The following is a 22,529-nucleotide window of genomic DNA, read 5'->3' on the forward strand; positions in this document are numbered from 1 at the left end:
TAACTCAAAACCACTGACTTTCGAAGATTAGCGATTAATCATCGAGGAAGCTGCGCAGAACTTCGGAGCGGCTTGGGTGGCGCAGTTTGCGCAACGCTTTCGCTTCGATCTGACGAATACGCTCACGGGTAACGTCGAACTGTTTGCCCACTTCTTCAAGCGTGTGGTCAGTGTTCATATCGATACCAAAACGCATACGCAACACTTTCGCTTCACGCGCGGTCAGACCGGCAAGCACGTCGTGCGTTGCTGAACGCAGGCTCTCGGAAGTCGCAGAGTCCAGCGGCAGCTCGAGGGTAGTATCCTCGATGAAATCACCCAGATGCGAATCTTCATCGTCGCCGATTGGCGTTTCCATGGAGATAGGCTCTTTGGCAATTTTCAGCACTTTACGGATCTTGTCTTCCGGCATCAGCATGCGCTCGGCCAGCTCTTCCGGCGTCGGCTCGCGACCCATTTCCTGCAGCATCTGACGAGAAATACGATTAAGTTTGTTAATCGTTTCAATCATATGCACCGGAATACGGATGGTACGCGCCTGGTCGGCGATAGAGCGGGTGATAGCCTGACGGATCCACCATGTCGCATAAGTCGAGAACTTGTAACCACGACGGTATTCAAACTTGTCTACCGCTTTCATCAGGCCGATATTACCTTCCTGAATCAGGTCGAGGAACTGCAAACCGCGGTTGGTGTATTTCTTGGCGATCGAAATAACCAGACGCAAGTTGGCTTCCACCATCTCTTTCTTGGCGCGACGCGCTTTCGCTTCACCAATCGACATGCGACGGTTGATATCTTTAACCTGCTCGATGGTCAGACCGGTTTCTTCTTCAATCTGACGCAGCTTTTGCAGGCCGCGCTGCACATCTTCAGTCACTTCTTTCAGTTTTTCAGACCATGGCTTAGCCATTGCCAGTGCTGCATCGAACCAGGTTTGATTGGTTTCGTTGCCGGCAAACAGGTTGACGAAGTTTTTCTTCGGCATTTTGCACTGTTCAACGCACAGCTTCATGATCAGACGTTCCTGAGCACGAACGCGATCCATCATGGAACGCATGCTGTTTACCAGGAAATCGAACTGTTTTGGCACCAGACGGAACTGCTTGAAGACTTCGGACAGCTTCAGGATCTCTTCTGCAGAGCTCTTGTGGCTGCGGCCGTTCTTCTTGATGACGGAGCGGGTCGCTTCATGCTGTTCACGCAGTTCGGTGAACTTCTGGCGCGCCAGCTCAGGGTCGATGCTGTTGTCATCTTCTGCATCGTCGTCTTCGTCTTCATCGTCGTCTGAATCGTCCAGCTCTTCGTTGGACAGCTCAGAACCGACGTGCGTCGCGGTCGGTGCAATATCTTCTTCTGCGTTAGGATCAACAAAACCGGTGATCAAATCTGACAGGCGCGCTTCCCCTGCTTCAACACGGTCATATTGCTCTAACAAATAGGTGATAGCTTCAGGGTATTCGGCAACCGAACACTGAACCTGATTGATACCGTCTTCGATACGTTTGGCGATGTCGATTTCGCCTTCACGGGTCAGAAGTTCAACGGTACCCATTTCACGCATATACATGCGGACAGGGTCGGTGGTACGGCCGATTTCAGATTCTACGCTTGAGAGCACCTGCGCTGCTGCTTCTGCTGCATCTTCGTCGGTATCAGGTCTATTTTCGGCCAGCATCAAGTCATCGGCATCAGGCGCTTCTTCAAGAACCTGGATACCCATGTCGTTGATCATCTGGATGATGTCTTCGATCTGGTCGGAGTCGACGATATCTTCCGGCAGATGGTCATTGACCTCAGCAAAGGTCAAATAGCCTTGCTCCTTACCACGGGTGACAAGTAGCTTAAGCTGTGACTGCGGGTTTTGCTCCATAAGACGGTATCCACACTTCAGAGTATTGGGTTGGTGTCGGTCGGCGAAACCGCCAACAATAACATTTGGGGCGTATTTGATTTCGCCGCGGCCCACTATGGCGGCATTCGGCAGGGGTAGCATCCCCTACATTTAGCGGCACTTAAGCCGTGTATATTTGTTAACGCTTTGTCCTTGGCACTTCAATACCAATGACGTTGCGTGCCTTTTAAAAGGGGAAACTTTCGTTCCTCTCTAAAAGGAAATGTTGTTTAGCTCTTTCTGGCGCGCGCTTCGTTGATGGCTCGGACTTCTTCCCGCTCTTCGGCAGTCAAGCCTTCGGTTCGTGAGCGGGCAAGCAGGGTGTCCAGTCGTTGCAACAGTGCCGAGTCAAATAAATGGTCCAGCGCGTCCAGGAATGTTTTTTCTGCAATGTCCCTATCTGCTATATCGTCCCACATGGCGAGAATTTCAAGCTGTGGGCCGAATTTATTATCGCGATACATCTCCAGCAGCTGGCCGGTTTTCAAGCCCGGCTGCGCGTTACAGATATCGGCCAACTCTTTCAGCAGATCGAGGCCCGGAATTTTTGATTGCTCTAAACCTTGCAACGAGGGTATAAGTGTAGCCAGTTGTGGATTTTGTACCAGCAACCCTATCAGTATACGCATGGTTGTGCGTTTTAGCTGGGGAGCCTGGTAGCTATTTGCACTTTCAGCCGGTTTCGGCATCAGTTTTTCCAGCTGACTATCATCTAAAATTCCGAGCTTATTGCCTAACTGTTGACGCAGATAGAGCCGTAACGTCTCGCCCGGAACCTGACTAATCAGCGGCAGCGCCAGCATACTCAGCTTGGTGCGACCCTCCGGACTGCTCAAATCAACCTGCGGCATCAGCGTGTCAAACAGGAAGGTCGAGATCGAATGCGCCTCTTCCATTCGCAATTCGAAAGCCTCTTTCCCTTCTTTGCGCACCAGCGTGTCAGGGTCTTCACCATCGGGTAAAAACATAAACCGCAGCTGGCGACCATCCTGCAAATAGGGCAGGGCAGTTTCTAATGCACGCCACGCGGCTTCTCGACCTGCACGGTCGCCGTCGTAGCAGCAAATTACGGTATCGGTCGCGCGGAACAACAGCTGAATATGTTCAGCGGTGGTCGAGGTTCCGAGCGAGGCGACGGCATAATCGATGCCAAACTGCGCCAGCGCGACGACATCCATGTAACCTTCAACCACCAACAGGCGGGGAGGCGTAGGCTGATGCTTCTGCGCTTCATAAAGGCCAAACAGCTGGCGACCTTTATGGAAAATCTCGGTTTCCGGTGAGTTGAGATATTTGGGTAAGGCATCGCCCAGCACTCGGCCACCAAACGCAATCACCCGTCCACGTTTATCACGGATCGGAAACATAACGCGTTCGCGGAAACGGTCGTAAGTTCGCCCTTGTTCGTTGGTGATCAACATGCCTGCGTCGGTCAGAGAGCTTCTGTCGTCTGCGGTTTTACCAAAACGTTTTAACGCGTTGTCCCACCCGGGAGGGGCGAAACCGATGGCAAAATGGTTGATGACCTCATCGCTTAAACCGCGTTGAGCCAGATACTCGCGAGCAGGTGCGCCGGCGGGTTGTTTAAGTGACTGCTGATAAAACTCGCTGAGCGGTTCCATCAACTGATAAAGACTTTGACGCTGATGGCGTTCCATCGGGGTAGGGCCGGTGCCAACTTCATACGGCACTTCCAGACCTTGCATGGTCGCCAGTTCCTCGATGCATTCGACAAACTCTAACCTGTCGTAATTCATCAGGAAGTCGACGGCGTTACCGTGAGCGCCACAACCGAAACAGTGATAAAACTGCTTATCGCTATTTACGGTGAATGAGGGTGTTTTCTCATGGTGAAATGGGCAGCACGCGTGGTAGTTCTTGCCTTGCTTTTTGAGCTTTACACGCGCATCGATTAAATCGACGATGTCGGTGCGAGCCAGCAAGTCATTGATAAATACGCGCGGAATTCTCCCAGCCATAAGCCCCTTACTCACTTACCCTACGTCTTTCGCAAGGCCGCTTTGAAAACAGGCTCGCGAAATCTATTGGGTACAGCCTATAAACGAGAACAAGCCGCGCATTCCTTACGGAAAGCACGGCCTTCGTATGCTACTACTCGGTCTGTGCGCCATAAAAACACTATGGCGCGATTGGGGTTACCCCCGAAAAATTAATACAGACGAGTGCGACGTGCGTTTTCGCGAGCCAGTTTCTTGGCGTGGCGTTTTACTGCAGATGCTTTAGCGCGTTTACGTTCGGTAGTCGGTTTTTCATAGAATTCGCGACGACGAACTTCGGCCAGAACACCCGCTTTTTCGCAGGAACGCTTGAAGCGACGCAGAGCTACGTCGAACGGCTCGTTTTCACGTACTTTAATTACAGGCATGTGCCTCTCACCTCGATAAAATCGGTTTGTTTGCTAGCGTTGTGCCAGCACATTTCAAAATGGTGCGGAATTTTACTCCAATTTGCCCAGCCTTGTAAAGCCCAATGGCAAATTGAAACGGGCGTAATACAATCCAGTTGACGGGGACTGTGCGCCTGCTTTTGCGTCGGCAGGCGATTATATACCAATCAACTCGAATTGCTCACGTTTAATCAATGTTTTGCATAAAAGCGCGGTTTTCTGCTTGCTAAACGCGCGTTTTGGCCATGACAGGGCGTTCTGCTCGGCGGGTTGTGTGCTAGAATACGCGCCGCGAGTTGGCGCGAAAACCAGATGGAAAGAGTGATGCGAGTACTAGGTATAGAAACGTCCTGTGATGAAACTGGGATTGCAATTTACGACACCGAAAACGGGTTATTGGCTAACCAACTGTATAGTCAGGTAAAAGTGCATGCTGATTACGGCGGTGTCGTGCCGGAACTGGCTTCGCGCGACCACGTGCGTAAAACGCTGCCGCTGATTAAAGAAGCGCTGAAAGAGGCGAATCTGACGCCGCAAGATATCGACGGCGTGGCTTATACCGCCGGTCCCGGACTGGTTGGCGCGCTGCTGGTTGGCGCCACTATTGGCCGCTCGCTGGCCTTCGCCTGGAATGTGCCGGCCATTCCTGTGCATCACATGGAAGGCCACCTTTTAGCACCAATGCTGGAAGATAATCCGCCTGCGTTTCCGTTTGTTGCGCTGCTGGTTTCTGGTGGCCACACGCAGCTGATTAGCGTGACGGCGATTGGTGAATATACGCTGCTCGGCGAGTCTATCGATGATGCCGCCGGTGAAGCCTTTGATAAGACGGCAAAACTTCTGGGGCTCGATTATCCGGGCGGCCCGTTGCTGTCGAAGATGGCGCAGCAGGGCGTGGCCGGACGCTTTACGTTTCCGCGTCCAATGACCGATCGCCCCGGGCTGGATTTCAGTTTTTCCGGCCTGAAAACTTTTGCTGCCAACACCATTCGCGGTAACGAAAGTGACCCGCAAACGCACGCCGATATCGCGCGTGCATTCGAAGATGCCGTGGTCGATACGTTAGCGATTAAGTGCAAACGCGCGCTGGAGCAGACCGGTTTTAAACGTCTGGTGATGGCGGGCGGCGTGAGTGCCAACCGCACGCTGCGCAGCAAATTGGCCGAGGTGATGGAGAAACGCGGAGGCGAGGTGTTTTATGCCCGTCCAGAGTTTTGTACCGATAATGGCGCGATGATCGCTTACGCCGGCATGGTGCGTCTTAAAACCAGTCAAAATACCGATCTCGGAGTCACAGTTAGACCCCGATGGCCCTTGGACGAATTGTCGCCTGTATGATTTTGAATAAAATAAAAAACGACCCTTGAGGTCGTTTTTTTATGTCTGCTATTTGCCGTTGGCGGCTTTTCGGCCGGCGCGTTTTTCTTTGAGCCGGGTCCAGATTTTGGTTTCCTGTCCGCGCCAGAGCCGCTGAATGTTGTCGTGATGACGCAACAAAATCAGGCAGGAAAGCATAGCGACGGGGAAGGTGAACTGCGGTTTGAACCACCAGACATAAAAAGGGGCGATCAGCGCGCTGACGATGGCGCCCAGCGACGAATAACCGCTCAGCAACACCGTGAGCAGCCAGGTGCCGGTCATCAGCCCGGTGAGATCCCAGCCTATAGGCGCGATAGCGCCGAGCGCGGTCGCCACGCCCTTGCCGCCCTTGAAGCGGAAAAACACGGGGTAAATGTGTCCGACACAGGCCGCGATAGCCGTCAGGCCCAGGTACATCGGCGTCACGTTGAGCTTGTAAGCCAGCCATACCGGCAGCATGCCCTTGAGAATATCAAAGACCAGCACGCTCGCTGCTGCTGCCTTTCCGCCGACTCTGAGCACGTTGGTCGCGCCCGGATTGCCGGAGCCTTGGGTTCGGGGATCGGGTAATTTCGCCAGGCGGCAGACCAGAATAGCACTGGAAATCGAGCCGCAAAGGTAGGCGAAAATAATCATTCCAAGCGCGGTTGCACTCATAAAAGCAATTCCGTCTATTTAGGGGGTCGTTTAAAACACTACTTCTATGGATAATACGCACTTTCCGCTGGAAGTGGTATACCCATCATCTTCCATGCCGCCTATGCCATGGCTTTCGTTTAAGCCCAATTGAGAGAGACGCGTGATGGATATCGTATTTATCGAGCAACTAAATGTAATCACCACCATCGGCGCTTTTGAGTGGGAACAGACCATTCAGCAGAAATTGGTTTTCGATATCGAACTTGCCTGGGACAACCGAAAGTCAGCCCAAAGTGATGATGTAAATGACTGCCTGAGCTACGCCGACGTCAGTGATGCGGTAATTGCCCACGTGACTTCACAGAGCTTTGCATTGGTAGAGCGCGTCGCCGAAGAGGTGGCAAGTTTGCTGATGACCCGCTTTAACACGCCGTGGGTACGCATCAAACTGAGCAAGCCGGGCGCTATCGCTCACGCCGCCAATGTTGGGGTGATTATCGAACGTGGCGAGCTTGTTAAATAAAATTTTATATTAAATGATGGTTTTCGAAGCAAAACGTGAAAAACTGCTGTCACAATAATGCATTACTACTGGTTGGCTAGGTAGCGCCACTTTTGGGATTATGCAGGGCAAGGAAGAGTTTGCCCTAAGTCGTTAGAGCATTGCGCCGCTTTTAAGTGAACACTCTATTTAGGGCAGGGATTATTATGGTAACTGAAGGCCATCAGCTTCTTATTGCGCTGATTATGGGCATTGTTGAAGGGTTAACCGAGTTTCTTCCAGTCTCATCTACCGGACATTTGATTATTGCCGGCAACCTGATGGGCTTTAATGATGACAAAGCGAAGGTTTTCGAAGTCATTATCCAATTGGGTTCCATTCTGGCCGTCGTCGTGATGTTCTGGCGTCGTCTGTTTGGCCTGATCGGCATTCATTTTGGCAAGAAAGTCGAGCACGAAGGGATAGGCAAAGGGCATCTGACCTTAGGGCACATTTTGCTCGGCATGATCCCTGCGGTCGTGATTGGCCTGCTGTTTAGCCATCAAATCAAAGGGCTTTTCGAGCCGCGCTTTGTGATGTGGGCGTTAATCGTCGGCGGTATTTACATCCTGATTGCCGAAAAGGTGAAGCCGAAGTTTCCGAAATCAGTAGGTATTGATGACATCACTTATCTGCAAGCCTTTATGATTGGCTGCTTCCAGTGTCTTGCGCTGTGGCCGGGCTTTTCCCGTTCAGGTGCGACGATTGGTGGCGGGTTGTTAATGGGCGTGAGTCGCTATGCGGCGTCGGAATATTCGTTCCTGCTCGCGGTGCCGATGATGCTGGGCGCCAGTACGCTGGACCTCTATAAAAACCATTCAATTCTGAGCATGGCCGATCTGCCGATGTTCGCCGTCGGTTTTATCTCGGCCTTTGTGGTGGCACTGATCGCCATTAAAACCTTCCTGACGATTATCAAACGCATTTCGTTTGTGCCTTTCGCGATTTATCGTTTTATCGTCGCAGGACTGATCTACTGGGTGTTTTTAAGTTAAACCTCGATTACTGCAAACGAAAAAACCCGCCTCGGCGGGTTTTTCTTTTTGGCGAAACGAAAATGGCAAAACGAAAATGAGGGCCAAAGAATTTCGATTAAACATTAGCAGTAATAGACAATAGCACTTAAGGCTGGCGGGCCAGGATATCCTGCGTTTCGCGCCACTCGGCGATGGCGGCGATACGGCGTTTGCCCAGCTCCTCGCGGATTGCCATGCCTTTGAGGCCTGAATCGACTACCTCTTTAATTGATACACTGTTAGCGGCGTCAAACGCAGCCCGCAGATAATCGCCCTGCGGATAAGGATTACGTTCGAAACCGGTTCGGCCACGCGCGTCGGCTTCACTAGTCAGGATCATTTGCTGGAGCCGCTGCGGTTTACGCCAGACATCAATGGTATCGAACAGTTTTAGCAGCGTTTCAGGGCGCAGGCGCTCAACGGTATGGATCAGGTCGTGAAACTCGGCCACTAAGACGGCGAGGTCACGCACCGCCGTTGGCACGCGCAGACGTTGGCACAGCCCTTCGACCAGCTTCACGCCCGCAGGCCCGTGGCCGTGATGGCTGGGCCACAGCTCCGGCTTAGTCAGACCTTTACCCAAATCGTGACACAGCGCCGAGAAGCGAATATCCACGTCAGGACTCAGCTCGGCGGCAATCTTCAGCGTCATCAATGTATGAATGCCGGTATCAATCTCGGGATGCCACTTGGCGGGCGCGGGCACGCCGAACAGCGCGTCGACTTCCGGGAACAATACTTTCAAGGCGTTACAGTCGCGTAACACCTGGAAATAAACCTGCGGATCTTGCGTTTGCAGCGCCTTCTCAGTCTCTTTCCACACTCTTTCAGGAGTGAGAGCTTCCAGTTCGCCGCTAGCCGCCATTTCAGTGATTAACGCCTGCGTTTCCGGTGCGATAGTGAAACCGAGATGAGCAAAACGCGCGGCGAAGCGGGCGAGGCGTAACACGCGCAGAGGATCTTCGCCAAAAGCATCGGAAACGTGGCGTAAAATACGCGCCTCGATGTCCGCCTGTCCGTGGTAAGGATCAACCAGTTCGCCGTCGGCGCTGCGGGCGATAGCATTAATGGTCAGGTCGCGGCGCATTAAGTCCTGCTCCAACGTTACGTCGGGCGAGGCGTAGCAGGTGAAACCGTTATAACCGGCACCGGATTTGCGTTCGGTGCGGGCGAGGGCGTATTCGTCGCGGCTGACAGGATGCAGAAACACCGGAAAATCTTTGCCAACCTGTTGATAACCAAGATCAAGCATCGCTTCAGGCGTGGATCCGACCACCACCCAGTCTTGCTCACTGACGGCAAGGTTTAACAGACTGTCGCGGACGGCACCGCCGACCAAATAGATTTTCACGGGCTAACTCCTGAGAAATATGACCAAGACAAAAAAGAATTTACCCGCTTATTGTAGCAAATTTGTTAATGGAATTGTGGGGTAAACTGGGTTTACGTCTGTATGACAGCAACGCGAAAAGGCACACGCGGTGCCTTTTCTTTAGAACTTGTGGAAAAAAGAGCAGGAAGGAGAGTTCGAGAACTCAGCTCATCCAGCGATCTTTTTTCTTCCGGCGCGGCACTAAGTGTGGCAAGAGCAGGCCGAGGATCAGACCAACACCCGCGACGCCGCCGCCGTACATAAACCATTGAAGAATAATGGTTCTTTGTTTGTCGTCGAGCTGCACGTTAACCGCGCTGACCTTCTTCTGCGCGACAATCAGCTGATTTTTTAAATCCTGGTTTTCGCTTTTCAGGCCATTGATAATGCCATCGCTCGAGGCCACTTTATGCTGCATCTCGGCGGTGCGCTGGTTCCAGCTTGAATCGATATTATTCAACTTGTCGGTCAGCGTTTTTACCTGCTGTTGCAGGTCGGGAACCTGAGTGCGCAGGCTCGGCGAGGTGCTCAGCTGGTCTAGCGGGATCCACGCGTCACGCCCTTTGGCATCAACGATTTGGCCGTAGTTAGTGCTGTTATTGACGTTTTTCAGGGTCACTTCATCACCTGAATTCAGCGTGCCGACAATACGGAACTGATTGCCCGGGCCGCTGTGGATGTAAGTGATCAGATCGTCGGAAATATAGCGCTTCTCATCTGCGTGAGCGCCCCAAGTGATGCCTAAAGCGAGCAAAGCGAAGCCAAAAAGGCGGAATTTATGCATTATTCGTCATTCTTCGTGGTTTGCGGGCCTGCGAATCAGTGCCCCGGCTTTCGATAAAATTCGTGAGGAACGATAGTAAGGGCAACAGTGTGACGACGCAACGCAAAAACCTAAATGAGAACTATCTTACAATCCCACGGAATGCGGCTTGCGCGGGGCGTGTGTGTTAGAATTGGTAAAAATTTTCCTGTTTAGCCTAGAAGCGGTGTAAAGCGTTATGACCATAGAAATAGAACTAAAATTTATTGCCAGTCCTGCGGCCATCGCCGAGCTGCCTGAACAGCTCTCTGCGTTTACCAGCCAGCACTCTGCCCCGCAGAAACTCACCAATATTTATTATGAAACCGCCGATAATCGTCTGCGCAAGCTGGACATGGGCCTGCGTATTCGCGGTTTCGACGACAGCTACGAGATGACCATTAAAACCGCCGGTAAAGTTATTGCGGGTTTACATCAGCGTCCTGAATATAACGTTGCACTTGATAAGCCTGAACTTGATATCAGCCTGTTCCCGTCCGATATCTGGCCGCAAGGTTTTGACGTTGCCGCGCTGCAAGCTGACCTCAAGCCGCTGTTCCGCACCGATTTTGTCCGCGAGAAGTGGGTAATCACTTACCAGCAAAGCGAGATTGAGCTTGGTCTTGATCAAGGCAGCGTGACGGCGGGCGAGCTTTCCGAGCCGCTGGCCGAAATCGAGCTTGAGCTTAAAGAGGGCAACACCGCCGATCTTTTAGCGCTGGCGACCGAACTGGGTAAAAATGGCGGCCTGCGTCTTGGCGGATTGAGCAAGGCGGCGCGCGGCTACCACCTGGCGCAGGGCGATCAGATTCGCGTTTCTCCGCCATTGCCGATTTATCGCGCTGAACCAAAAGCGACGGTAGAACAGGCGCTTAGCGGCATGCTTGAGTTGGGCCTGAGCCACTGGCAATATCAGGAAGAGTTATGGGTACGTGGCGACAAAACTGCCCGTATCAATGTTTTGCAGGCAGTTGAAACGGTGCGTCAGGTGCTGGTGATTTATGGCGGTTTGATTCCGCGTAAAGCCTCGACCGATCTTCGCGCACGCCTCACAGAGCTGGCTGAAAAGCTGGATAAAAAAGGTCTGGATGCAGAAGAAACTTGCCTGAATGCTGACTACCTGCAATGTAAGTTAGTACTTACTTCATGGTTGGCGAATCAGGAATGGAAACCTTTTGTTGATGACAAATCGCAGAAGAAGCTCGATAACTCGTTCAAACGTTTTGCCGACATCATGCTGGGCCGCACCGCCGCAGACCTGAAAGAAGCGTTTTCGCAGCCGCTGACCGAAGAAGGTTATCGCGATCAGCTGGCGCGACTGAAGCGTCAGATTTTGGCTTTCCATCTGCTTTCTGGTGCGTATCCGCTTGAAGAGTCGATGGTTTATATTACCGTGTGGACCGAACTGCAACAGGCGATCGTTCAGCAGCAGCACGCTTGGGAAGACTCGGCGCGCCAGCACGCTGTCATGCAACCTGCATTTTGGTTAAACGGACAACCTCGTTAATGACTAGCCCGGCCTGACGCCTCGTCAGGCCGAATATCGAAGGAAGCGAAGAATGTTGCCTCTCACCCCGCTGCTCGAGGCTCAGGCCGACAAGCTGCACCTGCGTTTCAAACAAAGCCAAGAACAACAGCAGCTTAACGATCTTCCCCCGCTAACCGATGACGCGCTGCGTATTTTAGCCAGCAGCGATTTTATCAGTGAGAATTTTATTACGCATCCGCAGTGGTGGCAGGCGATTTCCGCCCATCCGCCGCAGGTTGATGAGTGGCAAAATTATGCATCGGAACTCGCAGAAAGGCTTGAACAGGTGCAGGACGAAGCGGGGCTGATGAAGGCGCTGCGCCTGTTTCGCAAGGAAAAAATGCTGCGTATCAGCTGGTCGCAGGCCAACCAGACCAGCAGCTGCGAGCAAACGTTACAGCAGCTGAGCGTGCTGGCCGAGACGCTGATCGTCGCTGCGCGCGACTGGCTGTATGAGGCCTGCTGTCGCGAATGGGGCACGCCGGTTAACGCGGCGGGCGAAGCGCAAAAGCTGCTTATTCTTGGCATGGGCAAGCTGGGCGGCGGCGAGCTGAACTTTTCTTCCGATATCGACCTTATCTTCTCTTATCCTGAAAACGGCCAGACCCAAGGCGGACGTCGACAGCTCGAAAATGCGCAATTTTTCATACGCTTGGGGCAAAGGCTGATCAAAGCTTTGGACCAGCCCACCATTGACGGCTTCGTTTATCGCGTCGACATGCGGCTGCGCCCTTTCGGCGACAGCGGCCCGCTGGTGCTGAGTTTCGCCGCGCTGGAAGACTATTATCAGGAGCAGGGCCGCGACTGGGAACGTTATGCGATGGTTAAGGCCAAGCTGATGGGCAGCGCGGAAGACGCTACGAGTCTTGAGATCCGCAAGATGCTGAAACCCTTCGTTTTCCGGCGCTATATCGACTTCAGCGTGATCCAGTCGTTGCGAAATATGAAAGGCATGATTGCTCGCGAGGTGCGTCGCCGAGGGCTTAAAGACAACATCAAGCTTGGCGCGGGCGGCATTCGCGAAATCGAGTTTATCGTGCAGGTGTTTCAGCTGATTCGAGGCGGGCGCGAGCCTTTACTCCAGCAGCGCGCGCTGCTGCCGACGTTGAAAACGATTGAAACGTTGAATCTGCTGCCGGAAAATCAGGTGCAGCAACTGACTGAAAGTTATCTGTTTTTACGTCGACTGGAAAACCTTTTGCAGGCCATTGCCGACGAGCAGACACAAACGCTGCCGGGCGACGAGCTGAACCGCGCACGTTTGGCGTGGGGCATGAATTTTACCACCTACGCCGAGCTGCACGAGCAAATTGTTCGCCACATGCAGGCCGTGCGCGGCGTGTTTGACGAGCTGATCGGCGACGATACTCCCGACGCAGGCGACGACCCTCAGCTTGAGCTTTATCGCAGCTTATGGAGCGACGAACTCGACGACAACGACCTGCTGCCGCTGGTGGGCGAGCTATCGGAACAGGGTCGGGCGAATCTTCAGCGCTCACTCGCCAGTTTCCGGCAGGATGTCGACAAACGCACTATCGGCCCGCGTGGACGGGATCAACTCGACCAGCTGATGCCAAGGATGCTGGCGCAAGTGTGTACTTACCCCAACGCCGACATTCTGCTTCAGCGTTTAACCCTGTTGCTGCTCAATATTGTGACCCGAACCACCTATATCGAGCTGCTGGTGGAGTATCCGGGCGCGTTGAAACAGCTGATTCGCCTGTGTGCCGCCTCGCCGATGGTCGCCAACCAGCTGGCGCGTCACCCTATTCTGCTCGACGAACTGCTCGACCCGAACACGCTTTATCAGCCGATTGCACCCGAATCCTATCCCGACGAGCTGCGCCAGTATTTATTGCGCGTGCCGCCCGACGATGAAGAGCAGCAAATCGAGGCGCTGCGCCAGTTTAAGCAGGCGCAGCAGCTGCGCATCGCGGCGGGTGATATTGCGGGCGTGCTGCCGGTAATGAAAGTCAGTGACCATCTGACCTCGCTGGCCGAGGCGATTTTAACCGCCGTAATTCAGCAGGCGTGGGATCACATGCTGGCACGCTACGGCCAGCCTGCGCATCTTCAGCAGCGCGAAGGGCGCGGCTTTGCGGTGATCGGCTATGGAAAACTCGGTGGCTGGGAGCTGGGTTATAGCTCTGACATGGATCTGGTGTTTTTACACGATTGTCCGATGAATATCGTGACCGACGGCCCGCGTTCAATCGATGGCCGACAGTTTTATCTGCGACTGGCCCAGCGCATCATGCACCTGTTCAGCACCCGTACCTCCTCCGGGATTCTCTACGAGGTCGACGATCGCCTGCGGCCGTCGGGCGCTTCGGGCATGCTGGTCAGCACCATCACGGCGTTCAAAGAGTATCAACAAGAGAGCGCGTGGACGTGGGAACATCAGGCGTTGGTGCGCGCGCGCGTGGTGTACGGCAGCCCTGAAATGACGCAGCAAATCAATGCGATTCGCCGTGAGATCCTCTGCACGCCGCGCGATGGCGAGGCGTTGAAGAAAGACGTTCGCGAAATGCGTGAAAAAATGGTGGCGCATTTGGCGACCAAAAAAGGCGACGTTTTTGACCTCAAAGCCGATCCCGGCGGCATTACCGACATTGAATTTATCGCCCAATATCTGGTGCTGCGCTATGCCAGCGAAGAGCCGGAGTTGACCCGTTGGTCCGATAACGTACGCATTTTCGAATTGATGGCCAAATACCAGATAGTGCCGCCAGAGGAAGCCGAACAGCTAACCCACGCCTACGTGACGCTGCGCGACGAAATACATCATCTGGCGTTGCAGGAACATAACGGCAAAATTGCGGTCGATATGTTTGTCGCCGAGCGCGAGCAGGTCCGCGCCAGCTGGCTACGTTGGCTGGGCTGAGTGGTTTTATCACCATCCTTTTTCGCTTGTGATATTATCGCGCGCACTGTTTTAGGGATGACAACCTCATTTTTGGCTACGATTCGTTCATCTTTGTCTACGATGGGTTTATCGAGCCGGTTTGCCAAGTTTTATACCCGCGCATTTGAGTTTTCGCTCTGGATGCGTCGGGTTTACCTGTTTTGGAGTGTGGGATGAAAGTAACTTTGCCTAAGTTTGACCGTGCCGGAGTGTTGGTCGTAGGTGACGTAATGCTAGACCGCTACTGGTACGGCCCAACCAGCCGTATTTCCCCGGAAGCGCCGGTGCCGGTGGTGAAAGTCAATACCATCGAGGAGCGTCCTGGCGGCGCGGCAAACGTGGCGATGAACATTGCCTCTCTTGGCGCACGTTCTCGCCTGATTGGCCTGACGGGCGCTGATGATGCGGCCCGCGCGCTGAGCGAACGTTTAAATGAAGTCAACGTGAGCTGCGATTTCCTTGCCGTGCCGAGCCATCCAACGATCACCAAACTGCGTATTTTGTCGCGCAATCAGCAGCTGATTCGTCTCGATTTCGAAGAAGGTTTTGACGGAATCGATCTCGATCCGATGCTGGAAAAAATCAGGCAGGCGCTGCCGCAGACCGGCGCGATGGTGCTTTCAGACTACGCGAAGGGCGCGCTGAAAGACGTGCAGGCGATGATTCAGCTGGCGAAAGCGGCGGGCGTGCCGGTGCTTATCGATCCGAAAGGCTCCGATTTCGAACCGTACCGTGGCGCGACCTTACTGACGCCGAATCTGTCAGAATTCGAAGCCGTCGTTGGCGCGTGTAAAACCGAAGCGCAGTTGGTGGAAAAAGGCATGGCGCTGATTGCTCAGTTCGAGCTTTCCGCGCTGCTGGTAACTCGCTCCGAGCAGGGCATGACGCTGCTGCAACCGGGCAAACCGCCGTTGCATCTGCCGACGCAGGCGCAGGAAGTTTATGACGTGACGGGCGCGGGCGACACGGTGATTGGCGTGTTGGCGACCGTTTTGGCCGCCGGCAACAGCCTTGAAGATGCCTGTTTCCTCGCCAATGCCGCGGCGGGTGTCGTGGTGGCAAAACTCGGGACCTCGACCGTTTCTTCAATCGAGCTGGAAAATGCGGTTCATGGCCGTTCCGAAACCGGTTTTGGCGTAATGACCGAAGCCGAGTTGCAGATTGCCGTCGCGCAGGCGCGCCAGCGTGGCGAAAAGGTAGTGATGACCAACGGCATTTTCGACATTTTGCACGCGGGTCACGTCTCTTATCTGGCGAATGCGCGTAAGCTCGGCGATCGTCTGATTGTCGCGGCAAACAGCGATGCTTCGACCAAACGTCTGAAGGGCGAAACCCGTCCGGTAAATCCATTGCCGCAGCGTATGGCGGTATTGGCGGCGCTGGGCGCGGTCGATTGGGTTGTGAGTTTCGAAGAAGATACTCCGCGTCGACTGATCGCCGGGATCCTGCCGGATCTGCTGGTTAAAGGCGGCGACTATCAGCCACATGAAATTGCCGGTTGCGACGAAGTGTGGGCCAACGGCGGTGAAGTGAAAGTGTTGAATTTCGAAGATGGCTTATCGACTACGAAAATCATCAATCAGATCAAGTCGCAAGAATAGTTGGCGATCTGCTGATACAAAAAAAGGCTCACAGATGTGGGCCTTTTTTATCTTAATCGCTCGTCAAATAACGTCTAAAATTAGCCCGTTATTAGGCAATCGGCTTGTCAATCTTTGGCGTAGCGGCCGGTGAAGAAGCGGTGTTTGGCGCAGTAGAGGTTGGCGCGGCAAAGGTCTCGGCCTGCGGCGTGCTCATGGTTGGCGCGATAGGCGAGGTCGGTGGAGTTGGCGAGGTCGGCGTGGTTGGCACATTGTTGCCATTCGCCAGTTTGCCTTCAAGCTCGGCCAGACGCTGTTCCAGCAGGGTCAGCTTTTCACGGGTGCGCAGCAGCACCTGAGTCTGCACGTCGAACTCTTCACGGTTTACCAGATCCATGCGGCTGAACTGAGCCTGCAGAACCTGACGCACTTTCTTCTCGGTATCTTCCCCAAACTCGCGGATCCCTTTAGGCATCGCTTCTTGCACTTGGCGAGCAATTTGTTCAATTTTTTTAGTGTCGATCATCGTCGTTACCCTGTTTCAGAGAAGTGGCTTTCTATAAGTGTAATGCCTTAACGCCATTCTATAAACCTATCTAGCAGCTTTTAATAGCACAAAGGGCGCATTGCTCCCTCTATTCATTGGCGTTATAGTTGGCGTGCTTATTCTCAGGGCGGGGTGCAAGTCCCCACCGGCGGTAAACCACAGTAGACATTGATGAATCACATTTTCATCATCGTGGAAGCCCGCGAGCGCTTGCGTTTTCTTTCATTTGAAAGCGTAAGGTCAGCAGATCCGGTGTAATTCCGGGGCCGACGGTTATAGTCCGGATGGGAGAGAGTAACGACATTTTCGGGCTTTGATGCCCGCGACGTTATTTATAGCGCGACGTGCTATAGGCACGGCCATGCTATCTCCGCAAGACGCCCTGATTCTGGTAATCCATTTAAATTCAAAGCATTAATGAGGTTATTTTACCATGAATCAGACTCTACTTTCCGAATTCGGTACACCTGCTGAACGCGTTGAACGCGCGATTACCGCGCTGCGCAAAGGTCAGGGCGTGATGGTGCTGGACAACGAAAACCGTGAAAACGAAGGCGATATGATTTTCGCTGCCGAAACCATGACCGTCGAACAGATGGCACTGACCATCCGTCACGGCAGCGGCATCGTTTGTCTGTGTCTCACCGACGAACGCCGTCAGCAGCTCGAATTGCCGATGATGGTTGAACATAATTCAAGTCACTATCAAACCGGTTTTACCGTGACTATCGAAGCCGCAGAAGGTGTCACCACGGGCGTTTCTGCGTCAGATCGTCTGACCACTATCCGTGCCGCGATTGCCGATAACGCCAAGCCTGCCGACCTGAATCGTCCGGGCCACGTGTTTCCGCTGCGTGCGCGTGACGGCGGCGTGTTGACGCGTCCGGGCCACACCGAAGCCACGATTGATCTGGTCAAATTGGCCGGATTCCGCCCTTACGGCGTGCTTTGCGAGCTGACCAATGACGACGGCACGATGGCGCACGCACCAGAAGCCGTTGTTTTTGCCAATAAAAATAATATGCCGGTTGTTACCATCGATGATCTGGTGGCCTATTTGAAAGCTTAACCTCTTTCATCGTTAACACCGCTTTGTTAAACCCGGTTTGTTAAACAGCCTTAAAATAAGTAAATTTAAGGCTGGTTAATTAACGTTAATTTCCAGACGCAAAGTTAATAAAATAATAATTTTAATAAGATGTAATAAGACGATTTTAAGCACTCGTAATTACTAGGTTTAAATTAATACCCGTAGACTCTTACCATTCTTGAGTCACTGGGTATTGATAATGTCTTTCCGAAATCTCTTTGTTAAATTTAATTTTAAAATACTATTATTAATGCTGTTTTGTACCGCGTCATGCCTATCGTTCGGCTATAGTTTTAAACCTTTGCATTTACTGACGCTGTTTGTATTCCTGCTCACCGTTGCGAGCGCCTCCACGCTATCCTATAAAATACTCATTGTGTTTATCACTGGGATTTCAGTCGCTTATTTGCCTATTGGATTAACCTACGGCCCGATTGATTTTAATAGTGCGGTATCTTTTTTTTATACCGACAAGCAAGAAAGTTTAGGTTTTATTAGGGCTATTCCGTGGTTTTATTATCTTGGTCAATCGGCTTTCATTATAGTGGCTGTGCTTATTTTTAATTTAAAAATAGAAAAAATAAAATATAGAAAGCTGGCCATTTTATATCTGGTCATCTCTTTTTCCTCAACGCCAATAAGATTATATGCCAAAAACGGCGATATCACGTTTTTCAGTTCGGGAATACCTATATTGCGCGTCGTGACCAGTGCTATTGAAAATTATCGCGAGGTGGCAAAGCAAGATGCCGTGCTGGTAAAAGGCCTGGCAAAGCCCGATGATTGGGCGCCTACAGAGGTCGACTCTCATTATCAGCTCTATATTATAGTGATCGGCGAGAGTGTGCGCAGTGATTATATGCACGCCTACGGCTTTCCAGTGAGTAATACGCCTTTCATGAGCACTGCGCCCGGAGAAATTTTTACCCATTATATTTCAGCAGCGTCATCCACTCAGACTTCGCTAATGAATACTTTAGCGCTGCGTCGCGCGCAGCAGGCCAACATGAACAATGCCAACATGACCGATGCCGAAATTAATAATAATGTTATTACCCTGGCCAAAAAAGCAGGGATGGCCACGTATTGGTACTCTAATCAGGGGTCGTTAGGCGATAATGACACGCCCGTGGCGGCTATTGGAAAACATGCAGAACATTTTTTATTTCTAAAAAAGGGTGGTTATCTAGATGAAGAGGAAATTACTGACGCAAGTTTGCTGCCGAAAATTGAAAAAGGTATTAATGAGCAGAAAAAAACGCAGCTGGTGGTTATTCATTTAATGGGGTCTCATCCTGAAGCCTGTATGCGCACTCAGGGAAGATATAAAGAGTTTTTGCAGTCGCGTGAAATATCTTGTTATAGCCAAAGTATTCGTCAAACCGATAAGTTATTGTCAGACGTTGCTGACATGGCAAAGGCAAGCGGGAAAAAATGGTCGATGATCTATTTTGCCGATCACGGTCTAAGCTTTCAAAATGCGCATACTCAATACGCTCGATTATTGCACGGTAATAAATACAAGCAAAACTACACGGTGCCGCTGTTTATTACCTCTTATGACAGCACCCGTCGAGAAATTAACGCCCAGCCTAGAAGCGCACTGAATTTTCTGACCCTGTTTGCTCAATGGATCGGCGTTAAAGATAACCTCATAAAAGATCGCTGCGATATGCGTAGTAATACAGTTTGCGACGATCAGGACAGCATCATTAAATTTGATAAAAATATGGCGCAGTTTTCAACGTTACCCGCCGATGTGCCGGCGCACTAACAGCACGCTAAAGTTAGTCAAATTTATTGAATATCTTCATCACCGTTATCCGGCAGATTCAACGCCGCAAAGCGCGTAATCTTTTCCTTATCGAGCAGGCTGCCAGCGCCGCCTGCATCCCCTAAATTCAGGCGGTAAGGAAAATTTCATGACCTCTTCTCGTATGCCCGCGCTTTTTCTGGGCCACGGCAGCCCGATGAACGTGCTCGAAGACAACGTTTATACGCGCGCCTGGGAATCTTTGGGCAAAACGCTGCCGCGACCGAAAGCTATCGTGGCCGTTTCAGCGCACTGGTACACCCGTGGCACAGCGGTAACGGCGATGGAACATCCGCGTACCATCCACGACTTTGGCGCTTTTCCGCAGGCTTTATTTGATAAACGTTATCCGGCACCGGGCTCACCCGCGCTGGCGGCGCGCATTCAGGATTTGCTGGCTCCCATCGACGTAAAGGCAGACGCCAGCGAATGGGGTTTTGATCACGGCTCGTGGGGCGTGTTAATTAAAATGTATCCCGACGCCGATATTCCCTTGGTGCAACTCAGCATTGACGGCACCAAACCGGCCGAATATCACTATCAGCTTGGGCAAAAATTGGCGGCGTTGCGTGATGAAGGGGTGATGATTGTAGCCAGCGGCAACGTGGTGCATAACCTGCGGATGGTGAAGTGGGAAGGCGATGCGGAACCTTATCCGTGGGCCGAATCTTTCAATCAGTTTGTGCTAGATAATCTGCATTGGAAAGGCGAGGCGAAGGATCATCCGTTGGTCAACTTTATGCAGCAAGAGGGCGCGGCGCTGTCAAATCCGACGCCGGAACACTATCTGCCGCTGCTTTACCTGTTGGGAAGTTGGGACGGCGTCGAACCCATCACGCTGCCGACGCAGGGAATTGTGATGAGTTCGTTGAGCATGCTGTCAGTGCAGCTTGGCTAAAGCCGGATCGTCGGCGATCGTTAATCCACGATTACGTGGGGATAAAATCGCGACAGATCCTGAGTGATCAGCGCTTTATCTTCACGAAGTCCGATCCCGCACGGCGTGCCGTCAACAAGCCAGCTGCCAATCAGAGTATAGCTGTCGTTGTAGCGCGGCATCGGGCAATATTGCTGCACAATCATGCCTTCTTTTCCGTAAGGTCCTTCGGCGCTGGCGATTTCCTTGCCGTTTTCGATGATGCGGATATTCGCGCCTTCGCGTGAGAATAGCGGCTTAATCACGTAACTTTCCATCGGCGGATGCGCGTCGTCGGCGAAGTAGGATTCGAGCAGGTTCGGATGGTTCGGGAACATCTCCCACAGCAGCGGCAGCAGCGCTTTGTTGGAGATAATGGCCTTCCACGCGGGTTCCAGCCAGCGAACACCGGCATCTTCGAGCTTGGTTGAAAACGTCTCGCGGAACATAAACTCCCACGGATAAAGCTTGAACAGATTACTGATGATTTGGTCCTGCGGATCGGTAAACTGCCCGCGCTCGCCCAAACCAATCTCTTCTATATAGAGGAACTCGCTGGCCAACTCGGCTTCCAGCGCGCAATCCTGCAAATACTGCACGGTGCCGCGATCTTCTTCGGTGTCCTGACAGCAGGCAAAATGCAGCAGCGAAAAACCGTGTTGGGATTTCAGCTCGGCAAAACGCTCAATCAGTTTTTCCTGCATGCTGTTGTACTGATCGGCCTGCGGCGGCAGCTTGCCCGCGCTAATTTGTTCTTCAAGCCACAGCCACTGGAAAAACGCCGCTTCGTATAATGAAGTTGGCGTGTCGGCGTTATTTTCGAGCAGCTTTGGCGGATTCACGCCGTCGTAGACTAGATCCATCCGCGAATAGAGCGACGGCTGTTTAGTACGCCACGACGCACGCACAAACTCCCAAACGTGTTTGGGGATTTGGAATTTCGCCATCAGCGCGTCGCTGGCCACTACCTTGTCGACCACTTTCAGGCACATCTGATGCAGCTCGGCGGTGGCGTCTTCAAGCTGTTCAATCTGCGCCAGCGAAAACTGATAATAAGCCTCTTCACACCAGTAAGGCTCGCCGTACATGGTGTGAAAATTGAAGCCGAATTCCGTGGCCTTTTCGCGCCAGTCCGGACGCTCCTGAATTGCTACTCGTTTCATTCTCAGCCACCCATGCTGCGCGAAGGCGAGCGCAGGGTGGAAGCCGAGCTGCGCTGCATTGAGGTCTGTTTAGCCACGCTTTCGCCGAAGCCGCCACGCGTCACGGTGCTGGTTGTCGCGGGTTTTGGCGCCATCGCGGTTCTCGGCACGGTTACGCTGCGTCCGGTTGTGGCCGGGCCGTAGCTTTTACCTGCCGCATCGACAAACTTGCCGTTCGCCGGGCTGCTGGCGTTTTTCGAAGTAAACAACGGCTGCTGCGCGTATCCGCCGCCGCTCATCATTCGGCCCATCATAAAGCCGGCCATCAGTGGCATCCACATGCTGCCGCCCTGTTGCGATTCGGCAGACATACCGGCCTGAGCAGGTGCCTGAGCCGTTTGGCCAGGAACTTGAGTACACTGTGATTCGCCGAATTCGGCCACGCAGTCTGCGCGACTCGCATATTTAGGCGCCGTTTTCGCCGCTTCGACCTTGGCATCGTTAAACGCTTTAGTACATTGCGCGCTGGTCGACGGATTGGCCTTCGAGCAGTCGTCGGCATTTTGGTAAAGCGAAACATTTTCATCGCTTTTTTCACAGCCGCTCAGCATGAAAACGGCGCTAATCGCGACGGCTGCCGGTGTAATGCGCGAGCTGCGCCAGGTTTTGCGAAAATTCGCCAAATTGACGTTTTGTGTCCGTTTCATTTTATTGATCCCATCGTCGGGCGTGACCGCCCTTTACCCAGAGTAGGTTACATTTGTAACAGAATAAGAATAAGGTAAAGATGCTTACAATTAAAGCAGCAAAGGCCATCGTTACCAGACTTTACGTTCAGATGCAAAGAGGCGGGCAAAAATCACTTTTTGCTTTTGGCATTTATTTTCTTTCTGCATAAAAAACAAAACCGCCCTTGAAAGGCGGTTTTGAGAGGTCATATAACGACAGGAAGCAAGTAAACGTGGTGCGTGAAAAGCA

At 52.6% G+C, this 22,529-nt stretch carries 18 protein-coding genes and 1 riboswitch; of the genes, 9 read left to right on the forward strand and 9 right to left on the reverse strand.

Annotated elements, in window-relative coordinates; translation table 11 throughout:
* Nucleotides 1-34: 34 nt before the first annotated feature.
* The 3 genes from rpoD to rpsU form a co-directional block, all read right to left on the reverse strand.
* Nucleotides 35-1,873, reverse strand: a complete 1,839-nt coding sequence (gene rpoD / locus SC206_RS07255; RefSeq protein ID WP_045049111.1) for an RNA polymerase sigma factor RpoD — start codon at nucleotides 1,871-1,873, stop codon at nucleotides 35-37.
* 251 nt (nucleotides 1,874-2,124) lie between these two features.
* Nucleotides 2,125-3,873, reverse strand: a complete 1,749-nt coding sequence (gene dnaG, locus SC206_RS07260; protein WP_332735606.1) for a DNA primase — start codon at nucleotides 3,871-3,873, stop codon at nucleotides 2,125-2,127.
* A gap of 191 nt (nucleotides 3,874-4,064) precedes the next feature.
* Complete coding sequence (rpsU, locus tag SC206_RS07265; protein ID WP_001144069.1) at nucleotides 4,065-4,280, reverse strand: 30S ribosomal protein S21; 216 nt, start codon at nucleotides 4,278-4,280, stop codon at nucleotides 4,065-4,067.
* A gap of 345 nt (nucleotides 4,281-4,625) precedes the next feature.
* Here rpsU and tsaD point away from each other — a divergent pair, with 345 nt between their 5' ends.
* A complete protein-coding gene (tsaD, locus tag SC206_RS07270) occupies nucleotides 4,626-5,639 on the forward strand; it encodes a tRNA (adenosine(37)-N6)-threonylcarbamoyltransferase complex transferase subunit TsaD (protein ID WP_332735622.1) in 1,014 nt (337 codons plus the stop codon).
* Between the two features lie 48 nt (nucleotides 5,640-5,687).
* Here the strand turns inward: tsaD and plsY are convergent, their stop codons facing one another.
* Complete coding sequence (gene plsY, locus SC206_RS07275; RefSeq protein WP_332735624.1) at nucleotides 5,688-6,317, reverse strand: glycerol-3-phosphate 1-O-acyltransferase PlsY; 630 nt, start codon at nucleotides 6,315-6,317, stop codon at nucleotides 5,688-5,690.
* Between the two features lie 145 nt (nucleotides 6,318-6,462).
* Here plsY and folB point away from each other — a divergent pair, with 145 nt between their 5' ends.
* Both folB and bacA read left to right on the forward strand, forming a co-directional pair.
* Nucleotides 6,463-6,822 carry a bifunctional dihydroneopterin aldolase/7,8-dihydroneopterin epimerase gene (folB, locus tag SC206_RS07280; RefSeq protein ID WP_332735626.1) on the forward strand — a complete coding sequence of 120 codons (360 nt, stop codon included), beginning with the start codon at nucleotides 6,463-6,465 and terminating at the stop codon, nucleotides 6,820-6,822.
* A 185-nt stretch (nucleotides 6,823-7,007) separates the two neighbouring features.
* Nucleotides 7,008-7,835, forward strand: a complete 828-nt coding sequence (bacA, locus tag SC206_RS07285; protein WP_332735628.1) for an undecaprenyl-diphosphate phosphatase — start codon at nucleotides 7,008-7,010, stop codon at nucleotides 7,833-7,835.
* A gap of 127 nt (nucleotides 7,836-7,962) precedes the next feature.
* Here the strand turns inward: bacA and SC206_RS07290 are convergent, their stop codons facing one another.
* Both SC206_RS07290 and SC206_RS07295 read right to left on the reverse strand, forming a co-directional pair.
* Nucleotides 7,963-9,207 carry a multifunctional CCA addition/repair protein gene (locus tag SC206_RS07290; RefSeq protein ID WP_332735631.1) on the reverse strand — a complete coding sequence of 415 codons (1,245 nt, stop codon included), beginning with the start codon at nucleotides 9,205-9,207 and terminating at the stop codon, nucleotides 7,963-7,965.
* 184 nt (nucleotides 9,208-9,391) lie between these two features.
* Entirely contained in the window at nucleotides 9,392-10,012 is a 621-nt protein-coding gene (locus SC206_RS07295) for a TIGR04211 family SH3 domain-containing protein (protein ID WP_332735633.1), read from the reverse strand.
* A 217-nt stretch (nucleotides 10,013-10,229) separates the two neighbouring features.
* Here SC206_RS07295 and SC206_RS07300 point away from each other — a divergent pair, with 217 nt between their 5' ends.
* The 3 genes from SC206_RS07300 (at nucleotide 10,230) to hldE (ending at nucleotide 16,064) form a co-directional block, all read left to right on the forward strand.
* A complete protein-coding gene (locus SC206_RS07300; RefSeq protein ID WP_332735635.1) occupies nucleotides 10,230-11,537 on the forward strand; it encodes a CYTH domain-containing protein in 1,308 nt (435 codons plus the stop codon).
* A 52-nt stretch (nucleotides 11,538-11,589) separates the two neighbouring features.
* Entirely contained in the window at nucleotides 11,590-14,442 is a 2,853-nt protein-coding gene (gene glnE, locus SC206_RS07305; RefSeq protein WP_332735637.1) for a bifunctional [glutamate--ammonia ligase]-adenylyl-L-tyrosine phosphorylase/[glutamate--ammonia-ligase] adenylyltransferase, read from the forward strand.
* A 194-nt stretch (nucleotides 14,443-14,636) separates the two neighbouring features.
* Nucleotides 14,637-16,064 (forward strand): bifunctional D-glycero-beta-D-manno-heptose-7-phosphate kinase/D-glycero-beta-D-manno-heptose 1-phosphate adenylyltransferase HldE, encoded by a 1,428-nt coding sequence (hldE, locus tag SC206_RS07310; protein WP_332735639.1) that lies wholly within the window; start codon nucleotides 14,637-14,639, stop codon nucleotides 16,062-16,064.
* A 91-nt stretch (nucleotides 16,065-16,155) separates the two neighbouring features.
* On the opposite strand, the gene ubiK is transcribed toward hldE, so the two are convergent.
* Nucleotides 16,156-16,569, reverse strand: coding sequence for a ubiquinone biosynthesis accessory factor UbiK (ubiK, locus tag SC206_RS07315; protein WP_332735641.1), 414 nt, complete (start codon nucleotides 16,567-16,569; stop codon nucleotides 16,156-16,158).
* Nucleotides 16,570-16,704: 135 nt separating this feature from the next.
* A riboswitch (FMN riboswitch) is annotated at nucleotides 16,705-16,890 on the forward strand.
* Between the two features lie 133 nt (nucleotides 16,891-17,023).
* Between ubiK and ribB the strand changes: the two genes are divergently transcribed.
* From ribB to ygiD, 3 genes are all read left to right on the forward strand, one after another.
* On the forward strand, nucleotides 17,024-17,659 hold the full coding sequence (gene ribB, locus SC206_RS07320; RefSeq protein ID WP_332735643.1) for a 3,4-dihydroxy-2-butanone-4-phosphate synthase: 636 nt from the start codon (nucleotides 17,024-17,026) through the stop codon (nucleotides 17,657-17,659).
* A gap of 220 nt (nucleotides 17,660-17,879) precedes the next feature.
* Nucleotides 17,880-19,454 (forward strand): phosphoethanolamine transferase, encoded by a 1,575-nt coding sequence (locus tag SC206_RS07325; RefSeq protein ID WP_332735645.1) that lies wholly within the window; start codon nucleotides 17,880-17,882, stop codon nucleotides 19,452-19,454.
* Nucleotides 19,455-19,602: 148 nt separating this feature from the next.
* Complete coding sequence (gene ygiD, locus SC206_RS07330; protein WP_332735647.1) at nucleotides 19,603-20,391, forward strand: 4,5-DOPA dioxygenase extradiol; 789 nt, start codon at nucleotides 19,603-19,605, stop codon at nucleotides 20,389-20,391.
* A 20-nt stretch (nucleotides 20,392-20,411) separates the two neighbouring features.
* On the opposite strand, the gene SC206_RS07335 is transcribed toward ygiD, so the two are convergent.
* Nucleotides 20,412-21,572, reverse strand: a complete 1,161-nt coding sequence (locus SC206_RS07335) for a glutathionylspermidine synthase family protein (RefSeq protein ID WP_332735650.1) — start codon at nucleotides 21,570-21,572, stop codon at nucleotides 20,412-20,414.
* Between the two features lie 2 nt (nucleotides 21,573-21,574).
* Nucleotides 21,575-22,258 (reverse strand): DUF1190 family protein, encoded by a 684-nt coding sequence (locus SC206_RS07340; RefSeq protein WP_332735652.1) that lies wholly within the window; start codon nucleotides 22,256-22,258, stop codon nucleotides 21,575-21,577.
* Between the last annotated feature and the right edge of the window lie 271 nt (nucleotides 22,259-22,529).

The organism is Rouxiella sp. T17, from assembly GCF_036663475.1.
GTDB lineage: Bacteria > Pseudomonadota > Gammaproteobacteria > Enterobacterales > Enterobacteriaceae > Rouxiella.